We start from the raw sequence: 20,838 nt of genomic DNA on the forward strand, positions 1-20,838 counted from the left end.
GATGACTCAACTCTGACCGAGAAGAACGCACAAGTAGGTATACTTTTCGAGTAAAGATCGACGAATATTTACGTTTTGAACAAGTTTGAGCCGTCTTTCGTCGCGAAGCTGGCGTGACGGCCGTCACGCAGGCCGGAAAGTGGAGTCATGAACGAGAAGATGCGCGAAGGGCGGCTCGCCTCGGCCCGTGCTGCGGCCGAGGAGGCGGCGCCCGTGGAGCGGGCAGCCCCCGACGCCCTGACGATCGGCCGGCGCCTGCGTCACGTGCGTCAGCAGGCGGAGCGCACCCTCGGTGACGTGGCGGGGGCGATCGGCATGAGCCCGTCGGCGCTCTCGCTCATCGAGAACGGCAAGAGGGAGCCGAGGCTCTCGGTCCTCACGTCGCTGGCCGAGGCGCTCGACGTGCCGCTCGCCGACCTTCTCGCGACAGCGCCGCCGTCACGGCGAGCGGCCCTCGAGATCCGTCTGGAGCGTGCGCAGCGGGCGTCGACGTACGCCTCGCTCGGGCTGCCGAGCGTCCGCATCGGACCGCGGCTGCCCACCGAGGCGCTCGAGGCACTCGTCGGAATGCACGAGGCGATGGCGGCGATGCGCAGCGAGCAGGCGGCGACGCCCGAGCACGCACGGCGCGCGAACGCCGAGCTGCGCACCCGGATGAGGCAGGCCGACAACTACTTCGCCGACATCGAGGGCGCGGCTGCGCAGTTGCTCTCCGACGTCGGGCACCGTGGTGGGCCCGTCTCGCGAGCCTCTGTGGACCGCATCGCCGAACACCTCGGCTACCAGCTCGTGCACACCTCGGATCTTCCCGGCTCAACCCGGACGGTGAGCGACCTCGCGAACCGGCGCATCTATCTGCCGCAGCCGGAGGCCGGCCAGCACGACGCACGGTCTCTCGCCCTGCAGGCCCTCGGTCATCTCGTGCTCGACCACGAGGTGCCGGCCGACTACGCGGAGTTCCTTTCCCAGCGCGTCGAGATCAACTACTTCGCCGCCGCCGTGCTCATGCCGGAGAAGGAGGTGGGGCGCCGCCTTCTCGACGCGAAGGAGGCCAAGGACATCTCCATCGAGGATCTGCGCGATGCCTACGGCGTCTCCTACGAGACGGCGGCGCACCGCTTCACGAACCTCGCGACGAAGGTGCTCGACATCCCCGTGCACTTCATGCGCATCAGCTCCGACGGCGTCATCTACAAGGCGTACGAGAACGACGGCATCCAGTTCCCGACCGACGCCACGGGCGCGATCGAGGGCCAGCGCGTGTGCAAGCACTGGACGGCGCGCGCCGTCTTCGATCAGCCCGACCTGTCGCGCTCCTACCAGCAGTACACGGACACGCGCTCGGGCACGTACTGGTGCTCGGCGTTCGTGGACCGCACGCCGAGTGGCTTGTTCTCCGTCAACGTCGGTACGCCCTACCAGCACGTCAAGTGGTTCCGCGGCCGGGAGACGACCGAGCGTTCGCTCTCGCGCTGCCCCGACCCGTCGTGCTGCACGCGCCCTCCACAGGAACTTGCGAGCCGATGGGACGGTCGCTCCTGGCCGAGCGCTCGCGTGCACTCGCACCTGCTCGCCGCCATGCCGCCCGGCACGTTCCCCGGCGTCGACGACACCGAGGTCTACCAGTTCCTCGAGCGGCACGCGCGCGAGGACGGCTGACGGAGGGGAGGGGATTCGGCGGGTGGGCTCGCTTCTGGCAGAATGAAGCTGTACCCGTGCGCCCGGCAATCGGCCGGATGCACGCCTACCCCGAATCACGGTTCCCCGTTCGGACGCCGGTCGACGTCGGTCATCCGCGAAATTTCCTTCGCGTCAGGCTGCGCTCGTGCCCGTTCGCTCGAGCGGTCTCGCCGTGGTTCACCTACACAGAAAGTGAGACCGCCACCATGGCAGTCAAGATCCGCCTCAAGCGCCTCGGCAAGATCCGTCAGCCCCAGTACCGCGTTGTCGTCATGGACAGCCGTACGAAGCGCGACGGCCGTGCCATCGAGGAGATCGGCAAGTACCACCCCAAGGAAGAGCCGAGCCTCATCGAGATCGACGGCGAGCGCGCGCAGTACTGGCTCTCCGTCGGCGCGCAGCCGACCGAGCAGGTCGCCGCGCTCCTCAAGATCACGGGTGACTGGCAGAAGTTCAAGGGCGAGCCGGGTGCCGAGGGCACGCTGAAGACGGCCGAGCCGAAGGCCGACAAGAAGGCCCTCTACGAAGCCGCTCTCAAGGCCGCTCAGAACGCCGACACCTCCAAGGGCGGCGCCACGACGGCCAAGAAGAAGGCCGACAAGGCCGAGGAGCCCAAGGCTGACGAGGCCAAGGCTGAGGAGAAGGCCGAAGAGGCTCCCGCAGCTGAGGCCGAGAAGACCGAAGAGGCCTGATCCTCGTGCTCGAAGAAGCACTGGAGCACCTCGTCAAGGGCATCGTCGACCATGACGGCGACGTCGTCGTGCGTCACAAGGACGGACGACGGGGTGAACTCCTCGAGGTTCGCGTCCACCCGGACGACCTCGGTCGCGTGATCGGCCGTTCCGGTCGAACGGCGTCCGCCCTTCGCACCGTGGTCTCCGCGCTGGCCGGTGGCCGTTCGGTTCGCGTCGACATCGTCGACACCGACCGTTCGCGCTGAGCCGGTGCACCGACGAAGCAGCCCTCCCACCTCGACGAGGTGGGAGGGCTGCTTCGTGTTCTTCGGGTCTGGAGGGGATGCCGGGCCGCCGGCAGGCGAAAGGTAGCGTTGAAGGGTGACCGAAACGATGGTGGCTCGAGACCAGCGCCCTCGGGAGCGCCGTCTCTTGGGGCCGTTCGTCGTCGCCGGTTCCTTGGCGCTGGCCTCCGGCCTCCTGTACCTGCGTGATCCTCACGTCGATGCGTCGTGGGGACGCTGCCCGTCCATCGCGCTGTTCGGTCTTGCTTGCCCCTTCTGCGGCGGCCTGCGTGCCGTGAACGACCTCACCAACCTGCGTATCGTCGATGCCTTCTTCAGCAATCCGCTCCTCGTGAGTGCCGTGCCCTTGGTGCTCGCGTGGTGGATCAGCGTTGTTCGGGATCGATGGACCGGCAGCACGCGTCCGTGGATGTTCCCGGTGCAGCGGGGTGTCGTGGCGCCGGTGCTGATCGCGGTGTGCGTCGCCTTCTCGCTGTATCGGAACCTGCCGATCGGCGCGGCCTTCTATCCCTGATGTGAACATGACGAAGGGCTGCATCCGGTGGGGATGCAGCCCTTCGTCGCTCGTGCCGGGGTCAGCCCTGAGTGGCCACCCAGATACCGATACCCAGGTTGAGGATGGTGACGACGGCGCCGACGATGATGGCCAGCTTGGCCTTCTCAGCGCCCGTCTGCATGCCGTTGCTCTCGCGGATTTCCTTCTGGGCGATGACGCCGAGGACGATTCCGACGATCGAGAGGATGCCGCACAGGAGGCCGAGGAAGGAGCAGATGAGGGCCGGCAGGGCCTTCTTGTTCTCCATCGTCATGCCCTGGTACGGCGCGCCACCGGGCTGGCCGAAGCCGCCCTGCGCCTGCTGACCGTAGACATCCTGACCGGGCTGACCGTAGGGAGCCTGGCTGCCCTGGCCGTAGGGAGCCTGCGACTGGCCGTTCGCGTCGTAGTTCGGCTGGTTGCCGTAGTTCTGCTGCGGGTTGTTCTGGGGGTCCATGGGGTTGCTCATGTTCTCTCCTCCGTGTGGGTCCTGCCCCAACCGTAGTAGGAATCGCCCCTGCCCGCGGGGACGACGAAGCGGTGGGCATGTCCTGACAGAATGGAGGCATGGATGAAGTTGTCGTCGCACGAATCGGAAAGGCCCACGGGCTCAAAGGTGAAGTGACGGTGCAGGTGCACACCGATTCGCCCGAGGAACGCTTCGTCGCCGGGGCAGCCTTCGTCACCGACCCCGCTCACCGCGGACCGCTGACGCTGCGGTCGACGCGCGTCCACAACGGCATCTACCTCCTGGCGTTCGAGGAGGCTCCCGACCGCACCGCTGCCGAGGGGCTACGCGGCATCAACCTGCTTGCGGCCGCGGACGAACTGGTCGAGGACGACGCCTGGTACGAGGAAGACCTGCTCGGCTTCGGCGTCGTCCTCGAGGACGGCACGGCCGTCGGAACTGTCAAGGGTCTCGAATCGCGGGAGATGCAGGACCTGCTCGTCGTCGACGGGGTGGACGGCTACGACGTTCTCCTGCCGTTCGTCGAGGAGATCGTGCCGGAGGTCGACGAGGACGAGCGCCGCATCGTCGTCACACCGCCGCCCGGCCTGCTGGAACTGGGACGCCCCACCGATGCTCACTCCGACGACGTCGAAGAAGCCTGATTCGTGCGCTGCGACATCATCTCGATCTTTCCGGAGTACCTTGAACCGCTGAACCTCAGCCTGCCCGGCCAGGCCCAGCGCAAGGGGTTGCTCGAGGTCGCCGTGCACGACCTGCGCGACTTCGCCCACGACCGGCACCGCACCGTCGACGACACGCCCTACGGGGGCGGCGCCGGCATGGTGATGAAACCTCAGCCGTGGTGGGAGGCGTTCGAGCACGTGCGCGGCCTCGGCGAGGGCACGCCGACGCTCATCGTTCCCGGGCCCGGGGGAGAGGTGCTCACGCAGAAGGTGGCGCGTGAGCTCGCCGACGAGCCCTGGATGATCTTCGCCTGCGGCCGGTACGAGGGCATCGACGAACGCGTCTACGAAGCGGCCGCTGAGGTGATGCCTGTGCGCGTCATCTCCCTGGGTGACTACGTCCTCAACGGCGGTGAGGTCGCGGTGCTCGCCATGATCGAGGCAGCCGCACGGCTCCTGCCGGGCTTCATGGGGAACGCGGAGTCGCTCGTCGAGGAATCGCACGAGGACGGCCTGCTCGAGTACCCCGTCTACACGAAGCCGGCGTCATGGCGTGAGCGTGAGGTTCCGCCGGTCCTCCTCTCCGGCGACCACGCCAAGGTGGCGGCATGGCGGCACGAGCAGCGCCTCGAACGAACGGCCGCCCGGCGCCCCGACTTGCTTCACGCGTCGGCGGCGCTCGCGGGCATCGACATCGTGCCGCAGGCGCTCGTGCCGGCCGACCTCGGCGAACTCATGACCCTGCAGCGCGCCTGCTGGGCCGGAGAAGTGGCCGGTGCCGAGCCGGAGCACGCCTGGTGGGAAGCGCCGGCAGAAACCGTCGATGATCTGCGTGACGCGCAAGCGAACTGGACGACGTGGGTGGTGCGCAGCGAGGGGCGTCTCGTCGCCTCGGTGCGCGCCCGCCGGCTGCCCGAGCGTCAGACCACGTGGGAGATCGGGCGGCTCATGGTTGCGCCCGACCTCTCCGGGCGTGGCCTGGGTCGCGCGCTGCTCGAGTACGCAGAGGCCGCAGCGCCCGCCGACATCACCCGCTTGCGCGTGAACGTAGACGTCGGACGTGAGCGCGTCCTGCGCCTCGCGAAGAAGGCCAAGTACAGGGTGATGCCGGGTGGGGGCACCCGTTCCGGCACGGTTGACCTGGAGAAGCGACGCCAGAGCTGACGCTCCACGCACGCCCGTGTCCAGGAGGTCGCGCGATTTCGTGAGAGCGCGCCCGCTCTGGCAAGATGAGTCCTTGCGTCTTGTCACGACGAGTCCCCGCCGCAGGGGGAGTGGCACGGCCGGTCGGTACCCCCGGGGTTTTGATCCAGATCATCTCGGGCATCACCGCACCGAACACGCCGGACCATGAGACTCGACGAGGCGCACAACCGACAGCAACTCGGCTCCGGCCGAGCCTGACCGTGGCAACCTGCGTGTGCCACAGATTTGAGTAGATCATGAAGAAGTTCGACGCGATCGACGCGGCGAGCCTGCGCTCCGACGTCCCCGACTTCCGCGCCGGTGACACGCTGAACGTCCACGTCAAGGTCATCGAGGGCACGCGCTCGCGTGTCCAGGTCTTCAAGGGTGTCGTCATCCGCCGTCACGGCGGCGGCGTCGGCGAGACCTTCACCGTCCGCAAGGTTTCCTTCGGTGTCGGCGTGGAGCGTACCTTCCCGGTGCACACCCCGGTCATCGACAAGATCGAGGTTCTGACGCGCGGTGACGTCCGTCGCGCCAAGCTGTACTACCTGCGCGACCTGCGCGGTAAGGCTGCCAAGATCAAGGAGAAGCGCGACGCCGTTCCGGCCAAGAAGGCCTGAACCTCGCGACGAACCGAAGCGACCCTGCGATGAAGCGTCACGCTGCGTCCGGTCGCTCACCCGAAGGCGCGACCTCACGACGAGGTCGCGCCTTCGGCGTTCCCTGGCGGCGGACGGCCATCGGCGTCCTCAGCGTCATCGTCGTCGGAATGCTCCTCGCCCACGCCTTCTGGTTCGAGACCTTCACCGTGCCGTCGCGCTCGATGGAACCGAACTATGGGGCCGGCGACCGCATCGTCGTCGACAAGCGCGCCGAGTTCGCCCGAGGTGACGTCGTCGTCTTCTCCGGCGAGGGCTCGCTTTATCAGCCCGCCGAACGCGGGGGAGTGCTCGCCGTCATCGACACCGCATCCGGATGGCTCGGGTTCCGCCCGGACGAGCAGGACTACCTCAAACGGATCATCGGTGTCGGCGGCGATCACGTCGTCGTCGACCACAAGGGCGTGCTCACGGTGAACGGTCGACGTGTGGCCGAGCCGTACCTCGGACGGGGCTCGAAGCGAGCCTCGGCACAGCCGTTCTCCGTGCGAGTGCCCGAGGGAAAGCTGTTCGTCATGGGCGACAACCGAGATGACTCCGACGACTCCCGCAACCATCTCGGTGACCCCGGCGGGGGGTACGTGCCCGTGGACAAGGTGGTCGGTCGCGTGGCGTGGAAGTATTGGTCCGGCTCATGAGCCCGGACGCCGAGAGGAGGCCCGACGTGGCGGTTCGTACCCCGTCGAAGACGCCCACCCTGCGCCTCGAGCGGCAACTGCTGCGCGACGGGCGAACACTGATCGCCGGCATGGACGAGGTGGGCCGCGGCGCCCTCGCGGGGCCGGTGAGCGTGGGCGTCTGCGTCGTCTCCGCGACGACGGGCACCGTGCCGCAGGGCGTCAAGGATTCCAAGCTCGTGCCCGAACCCAAGCGTCCGGCGCTGGCTGCGAAGGTGCGCCGATGGGCCGTCGCAGGCGCCGTCGGGCACGCCAGTCCTGCCGAGATCGACGAGATGGGCATGACACGGGCACTCCGTCTCGCCGGCACCCGGGCGCTCGCGGCCCTCGAGGTGACGCCGGACGTCGTCATCCTCGACGGCAAGCACGACTGGCTCACCGAACCCGAGAGCGTCGGCCTGCTCGGACTACTCGACGCGGTGGACGTCGTCGGGGGTGCACCCGAGGTCGTCACCCAGATCAAGGCCGACATGCGGTGCTCGTCGGTGGCCGGGGCAAGTTTGCTCGCGAAGGTGGAGCGTGATGCCATGATGGCCGAGGCTGCCCCCGACCACCCCGTCTACGGGTGGGAGATCAACAAGGGGTATTCGGCGCCCGGACACCTGGCGGCGATCGCCGAGCACGGGCCGTGTGAGTTGCACCGTCGCTCGTGGAAGACTTTCCGCGCGGCCGAGGCAGAAGACCAGCAGGTGCCCGAAGCACACCATGACGTGAGGAGCACGCAGGCATGAGCGCCGAGGACCTCGAACGGTACGAGAACGAGCAGGAACTGGCCCTCTACCGCGAATACCGCGACGTCGTCGGGCTCTTCCGCTACGTCGTGGAGACCGAGCGTCGCTTCTACCTGTGCAACGCCGTCGACATGAAGGTGCGTGGTGAGGGCGCCGACGTCTTCTTCGACGTCACGATGCAGGACGCGTGGGTGTGGGACATCTACCGCCCGGCGCGCTTCGTCAAGACCGTGCGCGTCGTGACGTTCAAGGACGTCAACGTCGAAGAACTGTCGAAGAACGACCTCGAGATCCCCGACGGCCCCGACTTCACCTGATTCGCCCACAGATGTGACGCTCACGGGGTGCTCGTCAGCACCCGAGCAGCCTTCTCCACAGGTCCGCTGCTTCCGAAGGTGACCAGTAGAACCTCCGAGACCTTTGCTGGTCCCGGAGGTGGTGGACATGGACCACGATACGAGGGCCGCGGCGTCGCGGTCTGCGGCGACCGAGGCGCGCCGAACCCTGGGCCGGGACGGCGAAGAGCTCGTTCGCGCGTACCTGGAGAACCGCGGCTACGAGGTCGTCGACACCAATTGGCGCTGCCGTGAGGGGGAGATCGACCTCGTCGCGATCGACGGTGGCGAACTCGTCGTCGTCGAGGTCAAGACGCGTCGTTCGCTGCGCTTCGGACGCGCGGTCGAGGCCGTCACCGAGGAGAAGCATCGGCGCCTGAGGCGGTTGGCCGGGCTCTGGGCCGCCGAACACGAGGTGCGGGCACGCGGTGTACGTGTTGACGTCATTGGCGTCGAATGGGCGGGGGAGAGAGCCCGCATCGATCACCGCAAGCGGGTGATCCTGTGAGCTTCGGCAAGACGAAGGCCGTCGTCGTCACCGGCATCGACGGTCTCGTCGTCGATGTCGAGGTGAGCGTCGGGCAAGGGCTGCCCAAGGTCGTCATCTCCGGGCTGCCGGACACGGCGGTGTCACAAGCGCCGAACCGTCTGCGTTCGGCAATGACGCAGTCGGAGCTGACGTTCCCCGACACGCGTCTCACGATCAACCTCGCTCCTGCCTCGGAACAGAAGTCCGGGGCCGGCCTCGATCTCGCCATGGCTGTCGCGATTCTCGCGGCAACCCGTTCCCTCGACCCCGCTGACGTCGCCCGCGTGGGGCACATCGGCGAACTCGGCATGGACGGCAGCGTCAGGGAGGTGCGCGGCGTCCTCCCGGCGTGTGTCGCCGCGCTTGCGGGCAACGTGCGTGAGTTGCTCGTGCCCGCCGCGAACGCAGCCGAGGCATCGCTCGTCAGCGGTATTCGGGTGCACCCCGTGCGTTCGCTGTCGGATGTCGTCGCCTTCCACCGCGTGCGCGCCCAGGGCAAGACGCTCGACCTGCCGTGGCCGGAACCCGGCGAGGAGGCCGAGCCGGAGGAGACCGGCGACCTGCGTGATGTCGTCGGACAGTACGAGGCACGGGCTGCCATCGAGGTGGCTGCCGCCGGTGGTCACAACGTGTCGATGATCGGTCCGCCCGGTGCGGGAAAGACCTTGCTCGCCAGCCGCCTGCCGAGCATCCTGCCGCCGCTTTCACGGGAGGAAGCTCTCGTCGTCACGAGCGTCCAGTCGGTGCTCGGCAAGGTCGACGGGCAGGCGCTCAAGGAGCGTGCGCCCTTCGTCGCGCCCCACCACAGCATCACGATGCCGGCGTTGGTCGGCGGTGGGACGGGGCGGCCCCGCCCCGGAGCCATTACCGAAGCGCACGCTGGCGTGCTGTTCCTCGACGAGGCGCCGGAGTTCAAGCGGCCGGTGCTCGACGCGCTGCGTCAGCCCCTCGAGCGTGGCTTCGTCACGATCACCCGGGCCCAGCAATCGGTGCGGTTTCCCTCACGCTTCCAGCTCGTCGTCGCCAGCAATCCGTGCCCGTGCGGGCGCTACACCGGCTCAGGTGCGGGATGTTCGTGCGGAACTCGAGCCCGACGCGAATACCTCAAACGCCTCTCCGGGCCGCTACTCGACCGCATTGACGTCCACCTCCAGGTGCCTGCTGTGACGCGAGCCGATCTCGCGAGCGGGCCGGGGGAGAGCAGCGAGGAGGTGGCCGCGCGGGTGCGTGAGGTGCGCGAGCGCTCAGCGCGCCGTTGGGCGCCACTGGGGCTGGCGCTCAACGCGGAGGTGCCCGGTTCGATCCTGCGCTCCTCGCCGTGGTCGCTTACCCCGGCAGACACGGCAACGCTGGACGCCGCCCTCGACACCGGAAACCTCACCCTGCGCGGCTACGACCGCACACTGCGCCTGGCCTGGACCCTGTGCGACCTACGAGGCGCAGACAAACCCACGAAGGACGACGTCTACGCCGCCCTCACTCTGAGAGAAGGGCAGCAAGCAGCATGACCACGACGACCTCCCGCAACGACCTTCTGTCAGGAACGGGGCACGCCTGGCGTGACGCAGCCGAGCAGGACGAACAGCTCGCCCGCCTCGTGTGGGCGCACATCGCAGAACCGCGCGATGCCAAGGCCCAGCTGCTCATCGACGGCGTGGGGTACCCCGAGGCGCTCGCCGCGGTGCGTACGCACCCGGAGAAACTCACCAATTTCGCCGCCCGCCTGGAACAGCTCGACCTTCCCGAGCAACTGCGGCGCATCGAGACGTTCGGCGCTCGCATTCTCCTGCCCTCGTACGACGGCTGGCCCGAGCGACTCGACGATCTCCCTCAGCCGCCGCACGCCCTCTTCGTCGTCGGCGAGGCCGACGTGCGGTCGTTGTGCGAGCGCTCCGTCGCCCTCGTCGGGGCGAGGGCGGCCACCCACTACGGCCAGCGCGTTGCCGCCGAGATCGCTCTCGGGGTTGGCAGCCATGGCGTGGCCGTGGTGTCAGGCGGGGCCTTCGGCATCGATGCCGCGGCGCATCGTGGGGCCCTCGCCGGCGACGCCGGCACTGTCTGCGTTCTGCCCGGTGGGGTCGACCGCCTCTATCCGAGCGCTCATGACGCACTCTTCAGCGCCATCCGAGAGCGGGGAGCCATCGTGAGTGAGATGCCGCTCGGATTCGCTCCGATGAGGCAACGCTTCCTGCACCGCAACCGACTCATCGCCGCGCTGACGCCGGGCACGGTGGTCGTCGAGGCGGGGTTGCGTTCGGGGTCGCTCAGCACGGCCAGGCGCGCCGAGGAGATCCAACGCGTCGTCGGGGCCGTGCCAGGGCCGGTCACCTCGGCCGCCAGCGCCGGCTGCCACGAGCTCGTGCGCGACGGCGCGGCGGTGCTCGTCACCGGGGCCGACGACGTCATCGAGTTGATGGCCGGGTACGGGGCACAGCAGACGACGCGCGACACCCTCCCTGCGCTCGTCAAACCGGAGGATGCGGTGGGCGCCACGGCTCGCGCCGTCTGGGATGCCTTGCCGGTGCGCCGCGCTGCGAGCGTCGACCACGTCGCGACGAGTTGTGGCAGGACTCCCAGGGAGGTGCTGACGGCACTCGGCGAGCTTCTCGCTGCGGGGCTGGCCGAGAAGGTGGACGGTGCGTGGCGCAAGGCGTGACAGTGTCGGTGCAGCGAGGACGTGGAGGTCGCGCACTACCCTCGAACCATGTCCGGACCGGCCGCCAGCGTGATCGAACGCTTCCTCGATCACCTCAGCGCAGAACGTGAGCGTTCGCCCCACACAGTGCGTGCGTACGCGGGCGACTTGGAAAGTCTGCGCCATCACCTCGACGAGGTGGGCGTCGGCTTCTGGGGCGATCTCACACTCACCCACCTGCGCGGATGGCTCGCGGGCGTCAGTGAGAGCGGCGCATCACGCACGACGGTGGCCCGCCGGGTCTCGAGCGCGCGCACCTTCTGTCGGTGGGCGAAGAAGCAGGGCGTCATGGCGACGGATCCGTCGCTTCGGCTCACGGCGCCGAAGCGGCACGCGTCGCTGCCGGACGTGCTGCAGGCGTCGCAAGCCGCGCAGATCCTCGACGCCGCGCGCGACAGGACGAGTGCTGGAGGTACCGGGGAGACGCGCTCCAGCGATGCAGCCGAGAGGGCGGGCGGCGAGAGCGATCCGACGACGCGCGCCGTGGCGCTCCGTGACGCCGCCGTCCTCGAGCTCCTCTACGCCACGGGGATGCGCGTCGGCGAACTCGTGTCTCTCGACGAAGCGAGCCTCGACGAGACGAATCGACTCGTCCGTGTCATGGGCAAGGGGCGCAAGGAACGCATGGTGCCCTACGGCGCGCCGGCCGAAACGGCGCTGCGCCTCTGGCGATCGACGGGGCGTCCCGCGCTCGCGCAACCCGCCTCCGGCAAGGCTCTGTTTCTCGGCGTGCGCGGCGGGCGCATCGACCAACGCCAGGTGCGCAGCATCGTCCATGCGGCCACATCCGCCGTCGAGGGAGCACCAGATCTCGCGCCTCACGGTCTGCGCCATAGTGCCGCGACGCACCTCGTCGAGGGCGGCGCCGACCTGCGAACGGTGCAGGAGTATCTCGGGCACGCTTCCTTGTCGACGACGCAGATCTACACCCACGTGTCGGCGGAGCGTCTGCGCGCGGGCTACGTCCAGGCGCACCCACGGGCCTGATCACCGCTCACAGCGGCGGCAGCAGTACGGGCCGAATGCCCGAGACCAGCGTCAGTGGGTCGCGGTAGACGTCCTTGGCCACCTTGTACCCCCAGTGCAGGCAGCGTTCCTCGCAGTGACCGCCGGAAGTGATCTCGCCGATCACCTGGCCTCTGCTCACGTGGTCGCCACGCTCGACGTCCGCCGCCACCGGCTCGTACGTCGTGTCGAACCCCTCCGGATGGCGCAGCGTGATGACCGGACGTCCCGCGATCGTGCCGACGAACGTCACAGTGGCGTCCGAGGGCGCCTTGACCGACGTGCCTGGCGTCGTCGCAAGGTCGACACCGCGGTGGCCCGCACCCCACTTCACCCCGGGAGGGTCGAACCGCCGCGTCACAACGTGCGGGTCGACCGGCCAGGCAAACCGCTCGGACGGAGCAACGGCGTCGCGCGTCGGGGAGCTGCTCTGAGCCGCGGGCACAGGCGCCCGAGTGGGCGGTGACGCTGCTGCGTTGCTCGCGAGGAGCACGACGACGGCGCCGACGAGCGCAGGTCGAAGGCGGGCAGGTGACATGCCCTCAGCTTCGATTGCCTGCCCTGCTCACCGGCAGCTGAGCAACTGGTGCCCTGTGGAAATGTCTGTTCGAGAGGCCCCTCAGGCCCGCTGGCCGTACGTGTCCACAAGCCGCCTCACGGCTTCGTCGATCGTGGAACGCTTCTTGCAGAACGCGAAACGCATGACACTCGCCATGCCGCTCGCCTCGGCGTCGTCACAGAACACGGACGCCGGAACAGCAACCACGCCCGCCGCCTCCGGCAGCTCCAGCGCGTATTGCTCAGCGTCCGTGACGCCGTGCGGAGCGGCATCAGCGAGGACGAAGTAGCCACCCTGCGGGAGGACGATGTCGAAGCCGGCAGCGCGCAGGCCGTCGGCGAGCACGTCACGTCGAAGCGCCATGTCCTCGCGCAAGCCGGTGAAGAAATGGTCGGACATCTCAAGACCCGACGCGATGCCGAGCTGCAGGGGAGTGCCGGTACCGAAGGTGACGTACTGCTTCGCCCCGTTGACGACGGCGACGAGGTCGGCCGGGCCGGTGACCCAGCCGATCTTCCAGCCCGTCGTGTTGAACGTCTTGCCGCCCGAGCCGAAGGTGAGGGTTCGCTCGGCCATGCCCGGCAGCGTCGCCATCGGCACGTGCTCGTGGGGCGCGAAGGCCAGGTGCTCGTACACCTCGTCGCACATGACGATCGCGTCGTGACGCGTCGCGAGTTCGCCGATGAACGCGAGCTCCTCGCGGGTGAACACCTTGCCCGTCGGGTTGTGCGGCGTGTTGAGCAGCACGACGGCCGTGCGCTCGCTGAAGGCCGCTTCGAGGGCGGCCTCGTCGACGGCGAAGTCGGGGAAACGGAGCGGCACCGTTCGGCGCACACCGCCGGCGCGCTCCACCATGGCAGCGTACGAGTCGTAGTACGGCTCGAACATGACGACCTCGTCGCCGGGGGAGACGAGGCTAAGCACCGACGCCGCAATGGCCTCGGTGGCGCCGGTCGTCACGAGGATCTCGGACGCCGGGTCGAGCTCGATCCCGTACCACCGCTGCTGGTGCCGGGCGATGGCGGCGAGCAGTTCGCCGGTGCCCCGCGCCGGCGGATACTGGTTGTGGCCACCGTTGATCGCCTCGATCGCGGTGTCGCGCACCGTGGCGGGGCCGTCGGAGTCGGGGAAGCCCTGGCCGAGGTTGACCGCGCCGGTCTCGGTGGCCAACTGAGTCATCCGGGCGAAGATCGTTCCGCCCGCGGGAGCAGTGATGGAAGAGCGCTTTCCGGTCATCGCCTCACCGTAGCCGACCGGCATTCGGGCCGATTTCTTGGCGGGGCAACCCAACCGGTATGCTGGAGGCACGTCTTGTGTGTCCACGTTCGGATGCGTTCACTCGCCCCGGTGCGTTGACGAAGAGGAGCGAGGCTCACGAGACGAATTCGCGTGACCTTCTTTGCGACGGCGCGACCCGGTAACGGGCCGCGCGTGAAGCGAGGTCGACGTCCAGCAGTCCGACACCGTGAACCTCTGCGAGGGGAATGGGGCCGGCGGCCGTCGATCGGGTCACCAGGGCAGCAATCCGGCTGCAAGAACTGAAACCTCTAAATGAAAGGGGACTTCGGCATGGCCGTCGTCACCATGCGCCAGCTCCTCGAGAGCGGCGTCCACTTCGGACACCAGACCCGTCGTTGGAACCCGAAGATGAAGCGCTTCATCATGACGGAGCGCAACGGCATCTACATCATCGACCTGCAGCAGTCGCTGACCTACATCAACGACGCCTACGAGTTCGTCAAGCAGACGGTCGCCCACGGCGGCACGATCCTGTTCGTCGGCACCAAGAAGCAGGCTCAGGAGTCCATTGCCGAGCAGGCCACCCGCGTCGGCATGCCGTACATCAACCACCGTTGGCTCGGTGGTATGCTCACCAACTTCCAGACGATCAGCAAGCGCCTGACGCGTCTGAAGGAGCTCGAGACCCTCGACTTCGACAACGTTGCCGGCTCCGGCTACACGAAGAAGGAGCTCCTGCTCCTCTCGCGTGAGAAGGCCAAGCTCGAGCTCGTCCTCGGCGGTATCCGTGAGATGAGCAAGGTTCCCTCCGCCGTGTGGATCGTCGACACGAAGAAGGAGCACCTCGCGGTTGACGAGGCCCGCAAGCTCGGCCTCCCCGTCATCGCGATCCTCGACACCAACTGTGACCCCGACGAGGTCGACTACAAGATCCCGGGCAACGACGACGCGATCCGCTCCGTGACGCTGCTGACGCGCGTCATCGCCGACGCCGTCGCCGACGGTCTCATGGCTCGCTCGCAGGGCAAGTCGGGCGACGCCGCCACGACCAACGAGCCGATGGCCGAGTGGGAGCGCGAGCTTCTCGCCTCCGAGGACGCCGCTGCGAAGACCGACACCGAGACGGGCGCCACGTCCGTTAAGGAAGCTGCTGACTCGACGGCCGCCGCCGCGACGAAGGACCCGGCCGAGGCCGCTGCTCTGGCCAAGGCCGAGGAGAAGCAGGCTCAGGCCATCGCCGACTCGCAGGCCTGATTTTCCAGACCTTCACCGCTTCGTCATCCGCCCGCCGTCGCTCTCGACCAGAGTGACGGCGGGCGGGTGACCGAGCACCACCACAGCATTCTTTCGACTCACCGAGGAGCGAAAAACATGGCGAACTACACCGCCGCTGACATCAAGGCGCTGCGCGAAGCAACCGGCGCCGGAATGATGGACGTCAAGAAGGCTCTCGACGAGGCTGAGGGCGACAAGGCCAAGGCCACCGAGATCCTTCGCGTGAAGGGCCTCAAGGGCGTCACGAAGCGTGAGGGCCGCTCGGCCTCCAACGGCCTCGTGACGGCCAAGGTCGAGGGTGGCGTCGGCACCCTCGTCGAGATCAACTGCGAGACGGACTTCGTCGCCAAGGGCGACAAGTTCATCACCCTCGCCGACCAGGTCCTCGCGCAGGCCGTTGCCGTCAAGGCGACGAACGCCGAGGAACTGCTCAAGTCGGACATGAACGGCCAGACCGTCGAGGACGTCCTCAACGAAGCCAACGCCACGATCGGCGAGAAGATCGTCGTCAACCGCGTCGGTCGCCTCGAGGGCGACGTCGTCGTCTCCTACCTGCACAAGACGAGCCCGGACCTCCCGGCTCAGATCGGTGTTCTGGTGGCCGGTTCCGGCGACGAGACGACGCTGCGTGACATCGCGATGCACACGGCCGCGTTCTCCCCCTCGGTTCTCACGCGTGACGAGATCGACGCTGACGTCGTCGAGAACGAGCGTCGCGTCGCGGAGGCCACGGCCAAGGAGGAGGGCAAGCCGGAGGCTGCTCTGCCGAAGATCATCGAAGGCCGTGTCAACGGTTACTTCAAGGAGAACGTGCTGCTCGAGCAGCCGTTCGCCAAGGACGCCAAGAAGTCGGTCGCCAAGGTGGCCGAGGAGGCCGGTGCAGAGGTGAAGGGCTTCCTTCGCTTTAAGGTCGGCGTCTGACAAGCAGGAGGCGAAGGTTGTCGACGTGGCGAGCGCTAGCGAGCTCCGTCGGCGGCCGAAGCCGAGTGCGCAGTCAGACGCCAGAAAAAATAGCGTCTGACTGGTGACCGCACTGACTCAGCCCGCTCCCAGCCCACGCGGCAGGGAGCGGGCTTTGTCATGCCCAGTGCTCAACCCCATCCGTTACCGTGACCCCATGAGCGACTTCATCACCGAGCTCCCCGCTTCTGTCACCCGCATCGACGGCCTCGACGGCGGCGATGCTCTGCGGGTCGACGGCACCCGCTCGTCGTGTGTGGTTCAGCTGCACGGAGCCCACGTCACGAGTTTCGTCCCGGTCGGTGGGGAGGAGATGTTGTGGATGAGCCCTCTTGCGAAGGCGGGCGCGTCGGCGATCCGTGGTGGCGTGCCGGTCTGTTTCCCGTGGTTCGGGTCGGGTGTTTCGGGTGAGATGAAGCCGTCGCACGGTCCGGCGCGTGTGGTGCCGTGGCGTCTCGTGGAGGCGGACGACGATGCGGAGACCGTGCGGTTGCACTTCGAGTTGTCGCACGCCGATGTCGCGGGTGCCCCGGGCGGTGACCGCTGGCCGGAGGGGCTCGTGGCACACTACGTGGTCACCTTCGGGGAAGCCTTGGCCCTCGAGCTGGGCGCCGTCAACGAGGGCTCCGTGGACGTCACGGTCGAGGCGGCCCTGCACACCTACCTCAGGGTCGCCGACGTGCGGCAGGTCGCCGTCGAGGGCGCCGAGGGTGCCTCGGTGCTCGACCAGCTCACAGGGCGCACGCACACCCAGGACGGTGCCGTCGTGTTCGACGGTGAGGTCGACTCGATCGTCCACCTCGAGGACGCCCCGTTGCGCCTGGTGTCGCGTGACGACGTCGCACGCAGCCTGCTGACGTTGACCCGCGAGGGCAGCGGTGACGTCGTCGTCTGGAATCCGCACATCGAGAAGGCCTCGGCCATGGGCGACGTCCCCGATGACGCGTGGCCGGGCTTCGTCTGCATCGAAACGGCGAACGTGCGCGACAACGCCGTCACCTTGGCGCCCGGAACCTCCCGCGCCATGCGGGCCACCTATGTGCCGGGGGAGTGACGCTCGTTTCCGCTGGCCGTGACGCGTGTGAAAGTATTGCTCGACGCATGTCCGAGAGCCTGCCAGGAGGCGAAATGAGCGACATTCCGAGCGGTCAGCCGGTCACCGGCGAGACGCGCACCCCCTACACGCGAGTGCTGCTCAAGCTCTCGGGCGAGGTCTTCGGCGGCGGAAGTGTCGGCGTCGACCCGGAGGTCGTGCGTGCGATCGCCCGTCAGATCGCTCCGGCCGTCCGCTCCGGCGTCCAGGTCGCGGTCGTCGTCGGTGGAGGCAACTTCTTCCGCGGTGCCGAACTGCAGCAGAAGGGCATGGACCGCAGCCGCGCCGACTACATCGGCATGCTCGGCACCGTGATGAACTGCCTCGCTCTTCAGGACTTCCTGGAGAAGGAGAACATCGAGACGCGCGTGCAGTCCGCCATCGAGATGACGCAGGTCGCGGAGCCGTATATCCCGCGCCGCGCGATCCGTCACATGGAGAAGGGCCGCGTCGTCATCTTCGGCGCGGGTGCAGGCATGCCGTTCTTCTCCACCGACACCGTCTCCGCCCAGCGTGCGCTCGAGACGCACTGTGACGCCGTGCTCGTCGCGAAGAACGGCGTCGACGGCGTCTACTCCGACGACCCGCGCAAGAACCCCGAGGCGGTCAAGCTCGACACCGTCACGCACGCGGACGCCCTGGCGCGCGGTCTCAAGATCGTCGACGCCGCCGCGTTCAGCCTGTGCATGGAGAACAAGCTGCCCATGGTCGTGTTCGGCATGGAAGGCGAAGGCAACATCACCCGCGCTCTGCAGGGTGAGAAGATCGGAACGTTGGTCGCCGCGTCCTGATTCGGGCGTGCGATCGAGAGAAACGACGAACGGAAGCGAAGCCATGGACATTGACGAGATCCTCCTCGAGGCCGAGGAGAAGATGGACAAGGCGATCGACGCCGCCAAGGAGGACTTCGCGTCCATCCGTACCGGCCGTGCGAACGCCGCCATGTTCAACCGACTGACGGTCGACTACTACGGCGCTCCGACGCCGCTGCAGCAGCTCGCGTCGTTCCAGACGCCCGAGGCGCGCACGATCCTCATCATTCCGTTCGACAAGTCGGCCATCTCCGAGATCGAGAAGACGCTGCGCGACTCCGACCTCGGCGTGAACCCGAGCAACGACGGCAACCAGATCCGCTGCATCCTGCCCGCCCTCACCGAGGAGCGCCGCAAGGACTACATCAAGATGGCCAAGGACAAGGCCGAGAACGGCCGCGTCAGCGTCCGCAACGTGCGCCGCAAGGCGAACCAGGACATCGACAAGCTGGTCAAGGACAAGGAGATCGGCGAGGACGAGGGCGCACGCGCCGAGAAGGACCTCGACGCTCTGACGAAGAAGCGTGTCGACACGATCGACGCGCTCCTCAAGGGCAAGGAATCCGAGCTTCTCGAGGTCTGACCTCGAGTTCGTCCTCGAAAGCCCGATGCCTGCATCAGCAACACCACCGACCCCGCCGCCACCCGGCGCGGGGTCGGTTGCTGCGCCCGCATCGGCTCCGAGGAAGAACAAGGCCGGCCGTGACCTGCGGGCCGCAGTGCTGGCTGCGCTCGTTCTCGGCGGGCTCGTGCTCGTGTCGCTGTTCGTCCGCAAGGAGCTGTTCGTCGTCCTCGCGACGACGGCGTCGGTGATCGGCACGCACGAGCTGCTACGGGTCATGCCGTCGGGCCACTTCCGCCCCTCCTGGGCGCCGACGCTCGTCGCGGCGGCCGTCATTCCCGTGGCGGCCTACGTCATGGGTCCGTCGGCCATGCTGGCCGCGCTCGTCGGCAGCGTGCTCGTGTTCATCCTGTGGGGGGCGCTCGCCAACAAGGACGCCGCCGACACGGCGGCGGCCGCGTTCATCGCCCTCTACGTTCCGGCACTCGTGTCGTTCGCGATGATGCTCCTCCATGCTCCGGACGGCGTGAGCCGCATCATCGTTTTCATCCTCGTGACGATCAGCAGCGACATCGGCGGGTACGCCGCCGGCGTCATGTTCGGCAAGCACCCGATGGCACCTACCGTCAGCCCGAAGAAGTCCTGGGAGGGCTTCGCCGGGTCGTGGGCGAGCTGCGTCGTCGTGGGCGTGCTCTCGGTGACGCTCGTGCTCCACGCTCCCTTCTGGGTGGGCATCCTGCTCGGCTCGGCTGTCGTCGTGGCCGCGACGGCCGGCGACCTGTGCGAGTCGATGATCAAGCGCGACCTCGGCATCAAGGACATGAGCAACCTCATCCCCGGCCACGGCGGCCTCATGGACCGCCTCGACTCGCTCGTGCTCGCCGCGCCCGTGACGTGGGCCGTCCTCACCGCGTTCGCCGCGTGATCCCCGCGAAGGAGACCTTCGATGACCACTGACCTTCCCACCCCCACAACCCGGCCGGCGCCGGGGCAGCTGACGTTCACTGCTCCGCGGCGCGGCAAGCCGCCGCAGCACCTCGCGGACTTCGACCTCGCCGGTCGTCAGGCTTTCGCGAAGGAGCTCGGGCTTCCGGCCTTCCGCGCCAAGCAGGTCTCGACGCACTACTTCGAGCGGTTCGTCGCCGACCCGGCCGAGATGACGGATCTGCCGAAGGCCGGCCGCGAGGAGATCGTCTCGGGTCTCATGCCGCCGCTGCTCACGAGTGTCAAGACGCTCGTCGCCGACGGCGGCAACACGCTCAAGCAGGTTCACCGCCTCCACGACGGTGCGCTCGTCGAGAGCGTCATCATGCGTTACCCGGGCCGCGTCACCATGTGCATCTCGAGCCAGGCCGGCTGCGGCATGAACTGCCCCTTCTGCGCCACGGGCCAGGAGGGCCTCACCCGCAACCTCTCGACGGCCGAGATCGTCGAGCAGGTCGTCGCCGGTGCCCGACTCCTTCGTTCCGGCGAACTGCCCGGCCTCGAGGAGGAGGACCGCGAGCACCCGCTGCGCGTGAGCAACGTCGTGTTCATGGGCATGGGGGAGGCGCTCGCCAACTACCGCCGCGCCATCGACGCCATCAAGCGCCTCACGGCCCCGGCCCCCGAGGGCCTCGGCATGTCGGCGCGCGGCATCACGATGTCGACCGTCGGGCTGGCGCCGGCCATCGACAAGCTCGCCGCGGAAGGCATCCCGGTGACGTTGGCGCTCTCGCTCCATGCGCCCGACGACGAACTGCGCAACGAACTCGTGCCGATCAACACGCGCTGGAGCGTCGACGAGGCGCTGGATGCGGCCTACCGCTACTTCAAGACCACCGGCCGGCGCGTCAGCATCGAGTACGCCCTCATCAAGGACATCAACGACCAGGGCTGGCGCGCTGACCTGCTCGCCAAGAAGCTCAACGCGCGCGGCAAGGGCTGGGTGCACGTCAACCCGATTCCGCTCAACCCGACGCCGGGGTCGAAGTGGACGGCGTCGCGCAAGGGCGTCGAGCAGAACTTCGTCGAGCGCCTGCGCGCCGGGGGCATCCCGACGACGGTGCGTGACACGCGCGGTTCCGACATCGACGGCGCGTGCGGTCAGCTGGCCGCGATCACGGCCTGAGTCACGCGGATCATCCCGCGAGCCGCGCTGAGGAAGGCTCGCGAGACGCCTTCCCGGCCATAGCCGGGCCGAGGTTACGCG

Annotated in this window: 24 protein-coding genes; 21 read left to right on the plus strand and 3 right to left on the minus strand. The window is 68.1% G+C overall.

The annotated features are described in order from the left end of the window. Window positions 1-147: 147 nt before the first annotated feature. The 4 genes from K9D12_RS06320 (at window position 148) to K9D12_RS06335 (ending at window position 3,173) form a co-directional block, all read left to right on the plus strand. Window positions 148-1,659: a helix-turn-helix transcriptional regulator gene (locus K9D12_RS06320; RefSeq protein WP_047311978.1), complete on the plus strand. Its 1,512-nt coding sequence runs from the start codon at window positions 148-150 to the stop codon at window positions 1,657-1,659. 227 nt (window positions 1,660-1,886) lie between these two features. After that, window positions 1,887-2,372, plus strand: coding sequence for a 30S ribosomal protein S16 (gene rpsP / locus K9D12_RS06325; RefSeq protein WP_047312203.1), 486 nt, complete (start codon window positions 1,887-1,889; stop codon window positions 2,370-2,372). Between the two features lie 5 nt (window positions 2,373-2,377). Beyond that, window positions 2,378-2,620: an RNA-binding protein gene (locus K9D12_RS06330; RefSeq protein ID WP_047311979.1), complete on the plus strand. Its 243-nt coding sequence runs from the start codon at window positions 2,378-2,380 to the stop codon at window positions 2,618-2,620. A 115-nt stretch (window positions 2,621-2,735) separates the two neighbouring features. After that, complete coding sequence (locus K9D12_RS06335) at window positions 2,736-3,173, plus strand: DUF2752 domain-containing protein (RefSeq protein WP_082128826.1); 438 nt, start codon at window positions 2,736-2,738, stop codon at window positions 3,171-3,173. Between the two features lie 61 nt (window positions 3,174-3,234). On the opposite strand, the gene K9D12_RS06340 is transcribed toward K9D12_RS06335, so the two are convergent. Next, complete coding sequence (locus K9D12_RS06340) at window positions 3,235-3,663, minus strand: DUF4190 domain-containing protein (protein ID WP_129665216.1); 429 nt, start codon at window positions 3,661-3,663, stop codon at window positions 3,235-3,237. Window positions 3,664-3,761: 98 nt separating this feature from the next. Here K9D12_RS06340 and rimM point away from each other — a divergent pair, with 98 nt between their 5' ends. The 10 genes from rimM to K9D12_RS06390 all read left to right on the plus strand — a co-directional run bounded on the left by rimM (window position 3,762) and on the right by K9D12_RS06390 (window position 12,129). Next, entirely contained in the window at window positions 3,762-4,307 is a 546-nt protein-coding gene (rimM, locus tag K9D12_RS06345) for a ribosome maturation factor RimM (RefSeq protein ID WP_129665218.1), read from the plus strand. A 3-nt stretch (window positions 4,308-4,310) separates the two neighbouring features. Then, on the plus strand, window positions 4,311-5,492 hold the full coding sequence (trmD, locus tag K9D12_RS06350; RefSeq protein WP_047311982.1) for a tRNA (guanosine(37)-N1)-methyltransferase TrmD: 1,182 nt from the start codon (window positions 4,311-4,313) through the stop codon (window positions 5,490-5,492). A 278-nt stretch (window positions 5,493-5,770) separates the two neighbouring features. After that, window positions 5,771-6,136: a 50S ribosomal protein L19 gene (rplS, locus tag K9D12_RS06355; protein ID WP_118912716.1), complete on the plus strand. Its 366-nt coding sequence runs from the start codon at window positions 5,771-5,773 to the stop codon at window positions 6,134-6,136. A gap of 29 nt (window positions 6,137-6,165) precedes the next feature. After that, window positions 6,166-6,813 (plus strand): signal peptidase I, encoded by a 648-nt coding sequence (gene lepB / locus K9D12_RS06360; protein WP_129665220.1) that lies wholly within the window; start codon window positions 6,166-6,168, stop codon window positions 6,811-6,813. Between the two features lie 26 nt (window positions 6,814-6,839). Further along, window positions 6,840-7,583 (plus strand): ribonuclease HII, encoded by a 744-nt coding sequence (locus tag K9D12_RS06365; RefSeq protein ID WP_240730179.1) that lies wholly within the window; start codon window positions 6,840-6,842, stop codon window positions 7,581-7,583. Continuing rightward, the gene (locus tag K9D12_RS06370) at window positions 7,580-7,900 is read left to right on the plus strand and encodes a DUF2469 domain-containing protein (protein WP_047311985.1); all 321 of its coding nucleotides are present in this window, start codon (window positions 7,580-7,582) and stop codon (window positions 7,898-7,900) included. The genes K9D12_RS06365 and K9D12_RS06370 overlap by 4 nt, the downstream gene beginning before the upstream one ends. Before the next feature lie 127 nt (window positions 7,901-8,027). Beyond that, window positions 8,028-8,426 (plus strand): YraN family protein, encoded by a 399-nt coding sequence (locus K9D12_RS06375; RefSeq protein WP_118912713.1) that lies wholly within the window; start codon window positions 8,028-8,030, stop codon window positions 8,424-8,426. Further along, window positions 8,423-9,955: a YifB family Mg chelatase-like AAA ATPase gene (locus K9D12_RS06380; protein ID WP_240730180.1), complete on the plus strand. Its 1,533-nt coding sequence runs from the start codon at window positions 8,423-8,425 to the stop codon at window positions 9,953-9,955. Before K9D12_RS06375 ends, K9D12_RS06380 begins: the two co-directional genes overlap by 4 nt. Beyond that, window positions 9,952-11,103: a DNA-processing protein DprA gene (gene dprA / locus K9D12_RS06385; protein ID WP_129665224.1), complete on the plus strand. Its 1,152-nt coding sequence runs from the start codon at window positions 9,952-9,954 to the stop codon at window positions 11,101-11,103. Before K9D12_RS06380 ends, dprA begins: the two co-directional genes overlap by 4 nt. Before the next feature lie 48 nt (window positions 11,104-11,151). Continuing rightward, window positions 11,152-12,129 (plus strand): tyrosine recombinase XerC, encoded by a 978-nt coding sequence (locus tag K9D12_RS06390; RefSeq protein ID WP_129665226.1) that lies wholly within the window; start codon window positions 11,152-11,154, stop codon window positions 12,127-12,129. 7 nt (window positions 12,130-12,136) lie between these two features. On the opposite strand, the gene K9D12_RS06395 is transcribed toward K9D12_RS06390, so the two are convergent. Both K9D12_RS06395 and K9D12_RS06400 read right to left on the minus strand, forming a co-directional pair. Beyond that, window positions 12,137-12,685 (minus strand): M23 family metallopeptidase, encoded by a 549-nt coding sequence (locus K9D12_RS06395; RefSeq protein WP_129665228.1) that lies wholly within the window; start codon window positions 12,683-12,685, stop codon window positions 12,137-12,139. 81 nt (window positions 12,686-12,766) lie between these two features. Then, window positions 12,767-13,942, minus strand: coding sequence for an aminotransferase class I/II-fold pyridoxal phosphate-dependent enzyme (locus K9D12_RS06400; protein ID WP_129665230.1), 1,176 nt, complete (start codon window positions 13,940-13,942; stop codon window positions 12,767-12,769). Between the two features lie 333 nt (window positions 13,943-14,275). Between K9D12_RS06400 and rpsB the strand changes: the two genes are divergently transcribed. The 7 genes from rpsB to rlmN all read left to right on the plus strand — a co-directional run bounded on the left by rpsB (window position 14,276) and on the right by rlmN (window position 20,757). Further along, complete coding sequence (gene rpsB, locus K9D12_RS06405) at window positions 14,276-15,199, plus strand: 30S ribosomal protein S2 (RefSeq protein ID WP_129665232.1); 924 nt, start codon at window positions 14,276-14,278, stop codon at window positions 15,197-15,199. Window positions 15,200-15,316: 117 nt separating this feature from the next. Beyond that, the gene (gene tsf, locus K9D12_RS06410) at window positions 15,317-16,141 is read left to right on the plus strand and encodes a translation elongation factor Ts (RefSeq protein ID WP_047311992.1); all 825 of its coding nucleotides are present in this window, start codon (window positions 15,317-15,319) and stop codon (window positions 16,139-16,141) included. A 196-nt stretch (window positions 16,142-16,337) separates the two neighbouring features. Then, window positions 16,338-17,234: a D-hexose-6-phosphate mutarotase gene (locus K9D12_RS06415; RefSeq protein WP_129665234.1), complete on the plus strand. Its 897-nt coding sequence runs from the start codon at window positions 16,338-16,340 to the stop codon at window positions 17,232-17,234. 74 nt (window positions 17,235-17,308) lie between these two features. After that, window positions 17,309-18,064 carry a UMP kinase gene (gene pyrH, locus K9D12_RS06420; RefSeq protein ID WP_047311994.1) on the plus strand — a complete coding sequence of 252 codons (756 nt, stop codon included), beginning with the start codon at window positions 17,309-17,311 and terminating at the stop codon, window positions 18,062-18,064. Window positions 18,065-18,107: 43 nt separating this feature from the next. Then, entirely contained in the window at window positions 18,108-18,668 is a 561-nt protein-coding gene (gene frr, locus K9D12_RS06425; protein WP_047311995.1) for a ribosome recycling factor, read from the plus strand. 25 nt (window positions 18,669-18,693) lie between these two features. Next, window positions 18,694-19,572, plus strand: coding sequence for a phosphatidate cytidylyltransferase (locus tag K9D12_RS06430; RefSeq protein WP_047311996.1), 879 nt, complete (start codon window positions 18,694-18,696; stop codon window positions 19,570-19,572). A 21-nt stretch (window positions 19,573-19,593) separates the two neighbouring features. Then, entirely contained in the window at window positions 19,594-20,757 is a 1,164-nt protein-coding gene (gene rlmN, locus K9D12_RS06435; RefSeq protein ID WP_129665236.1) for a 23S rRNA (adenine(2503)-C(2))-methyltransferase RlmN, read from the plus strand. Window positions 20,758-20,838 lie beyond the last annotated feature (81 nt).

The sequence above is a fragment of the Dermacoccus sp. Tok2021 genome (genome assembly GCF_019895135.1).
Lineage (GTDB): Bacteria > Actinomycetota > Actinomycetes > Actinomycetales > Dermatophilaceae > Dermacoccus > Dermacoccus abyssi.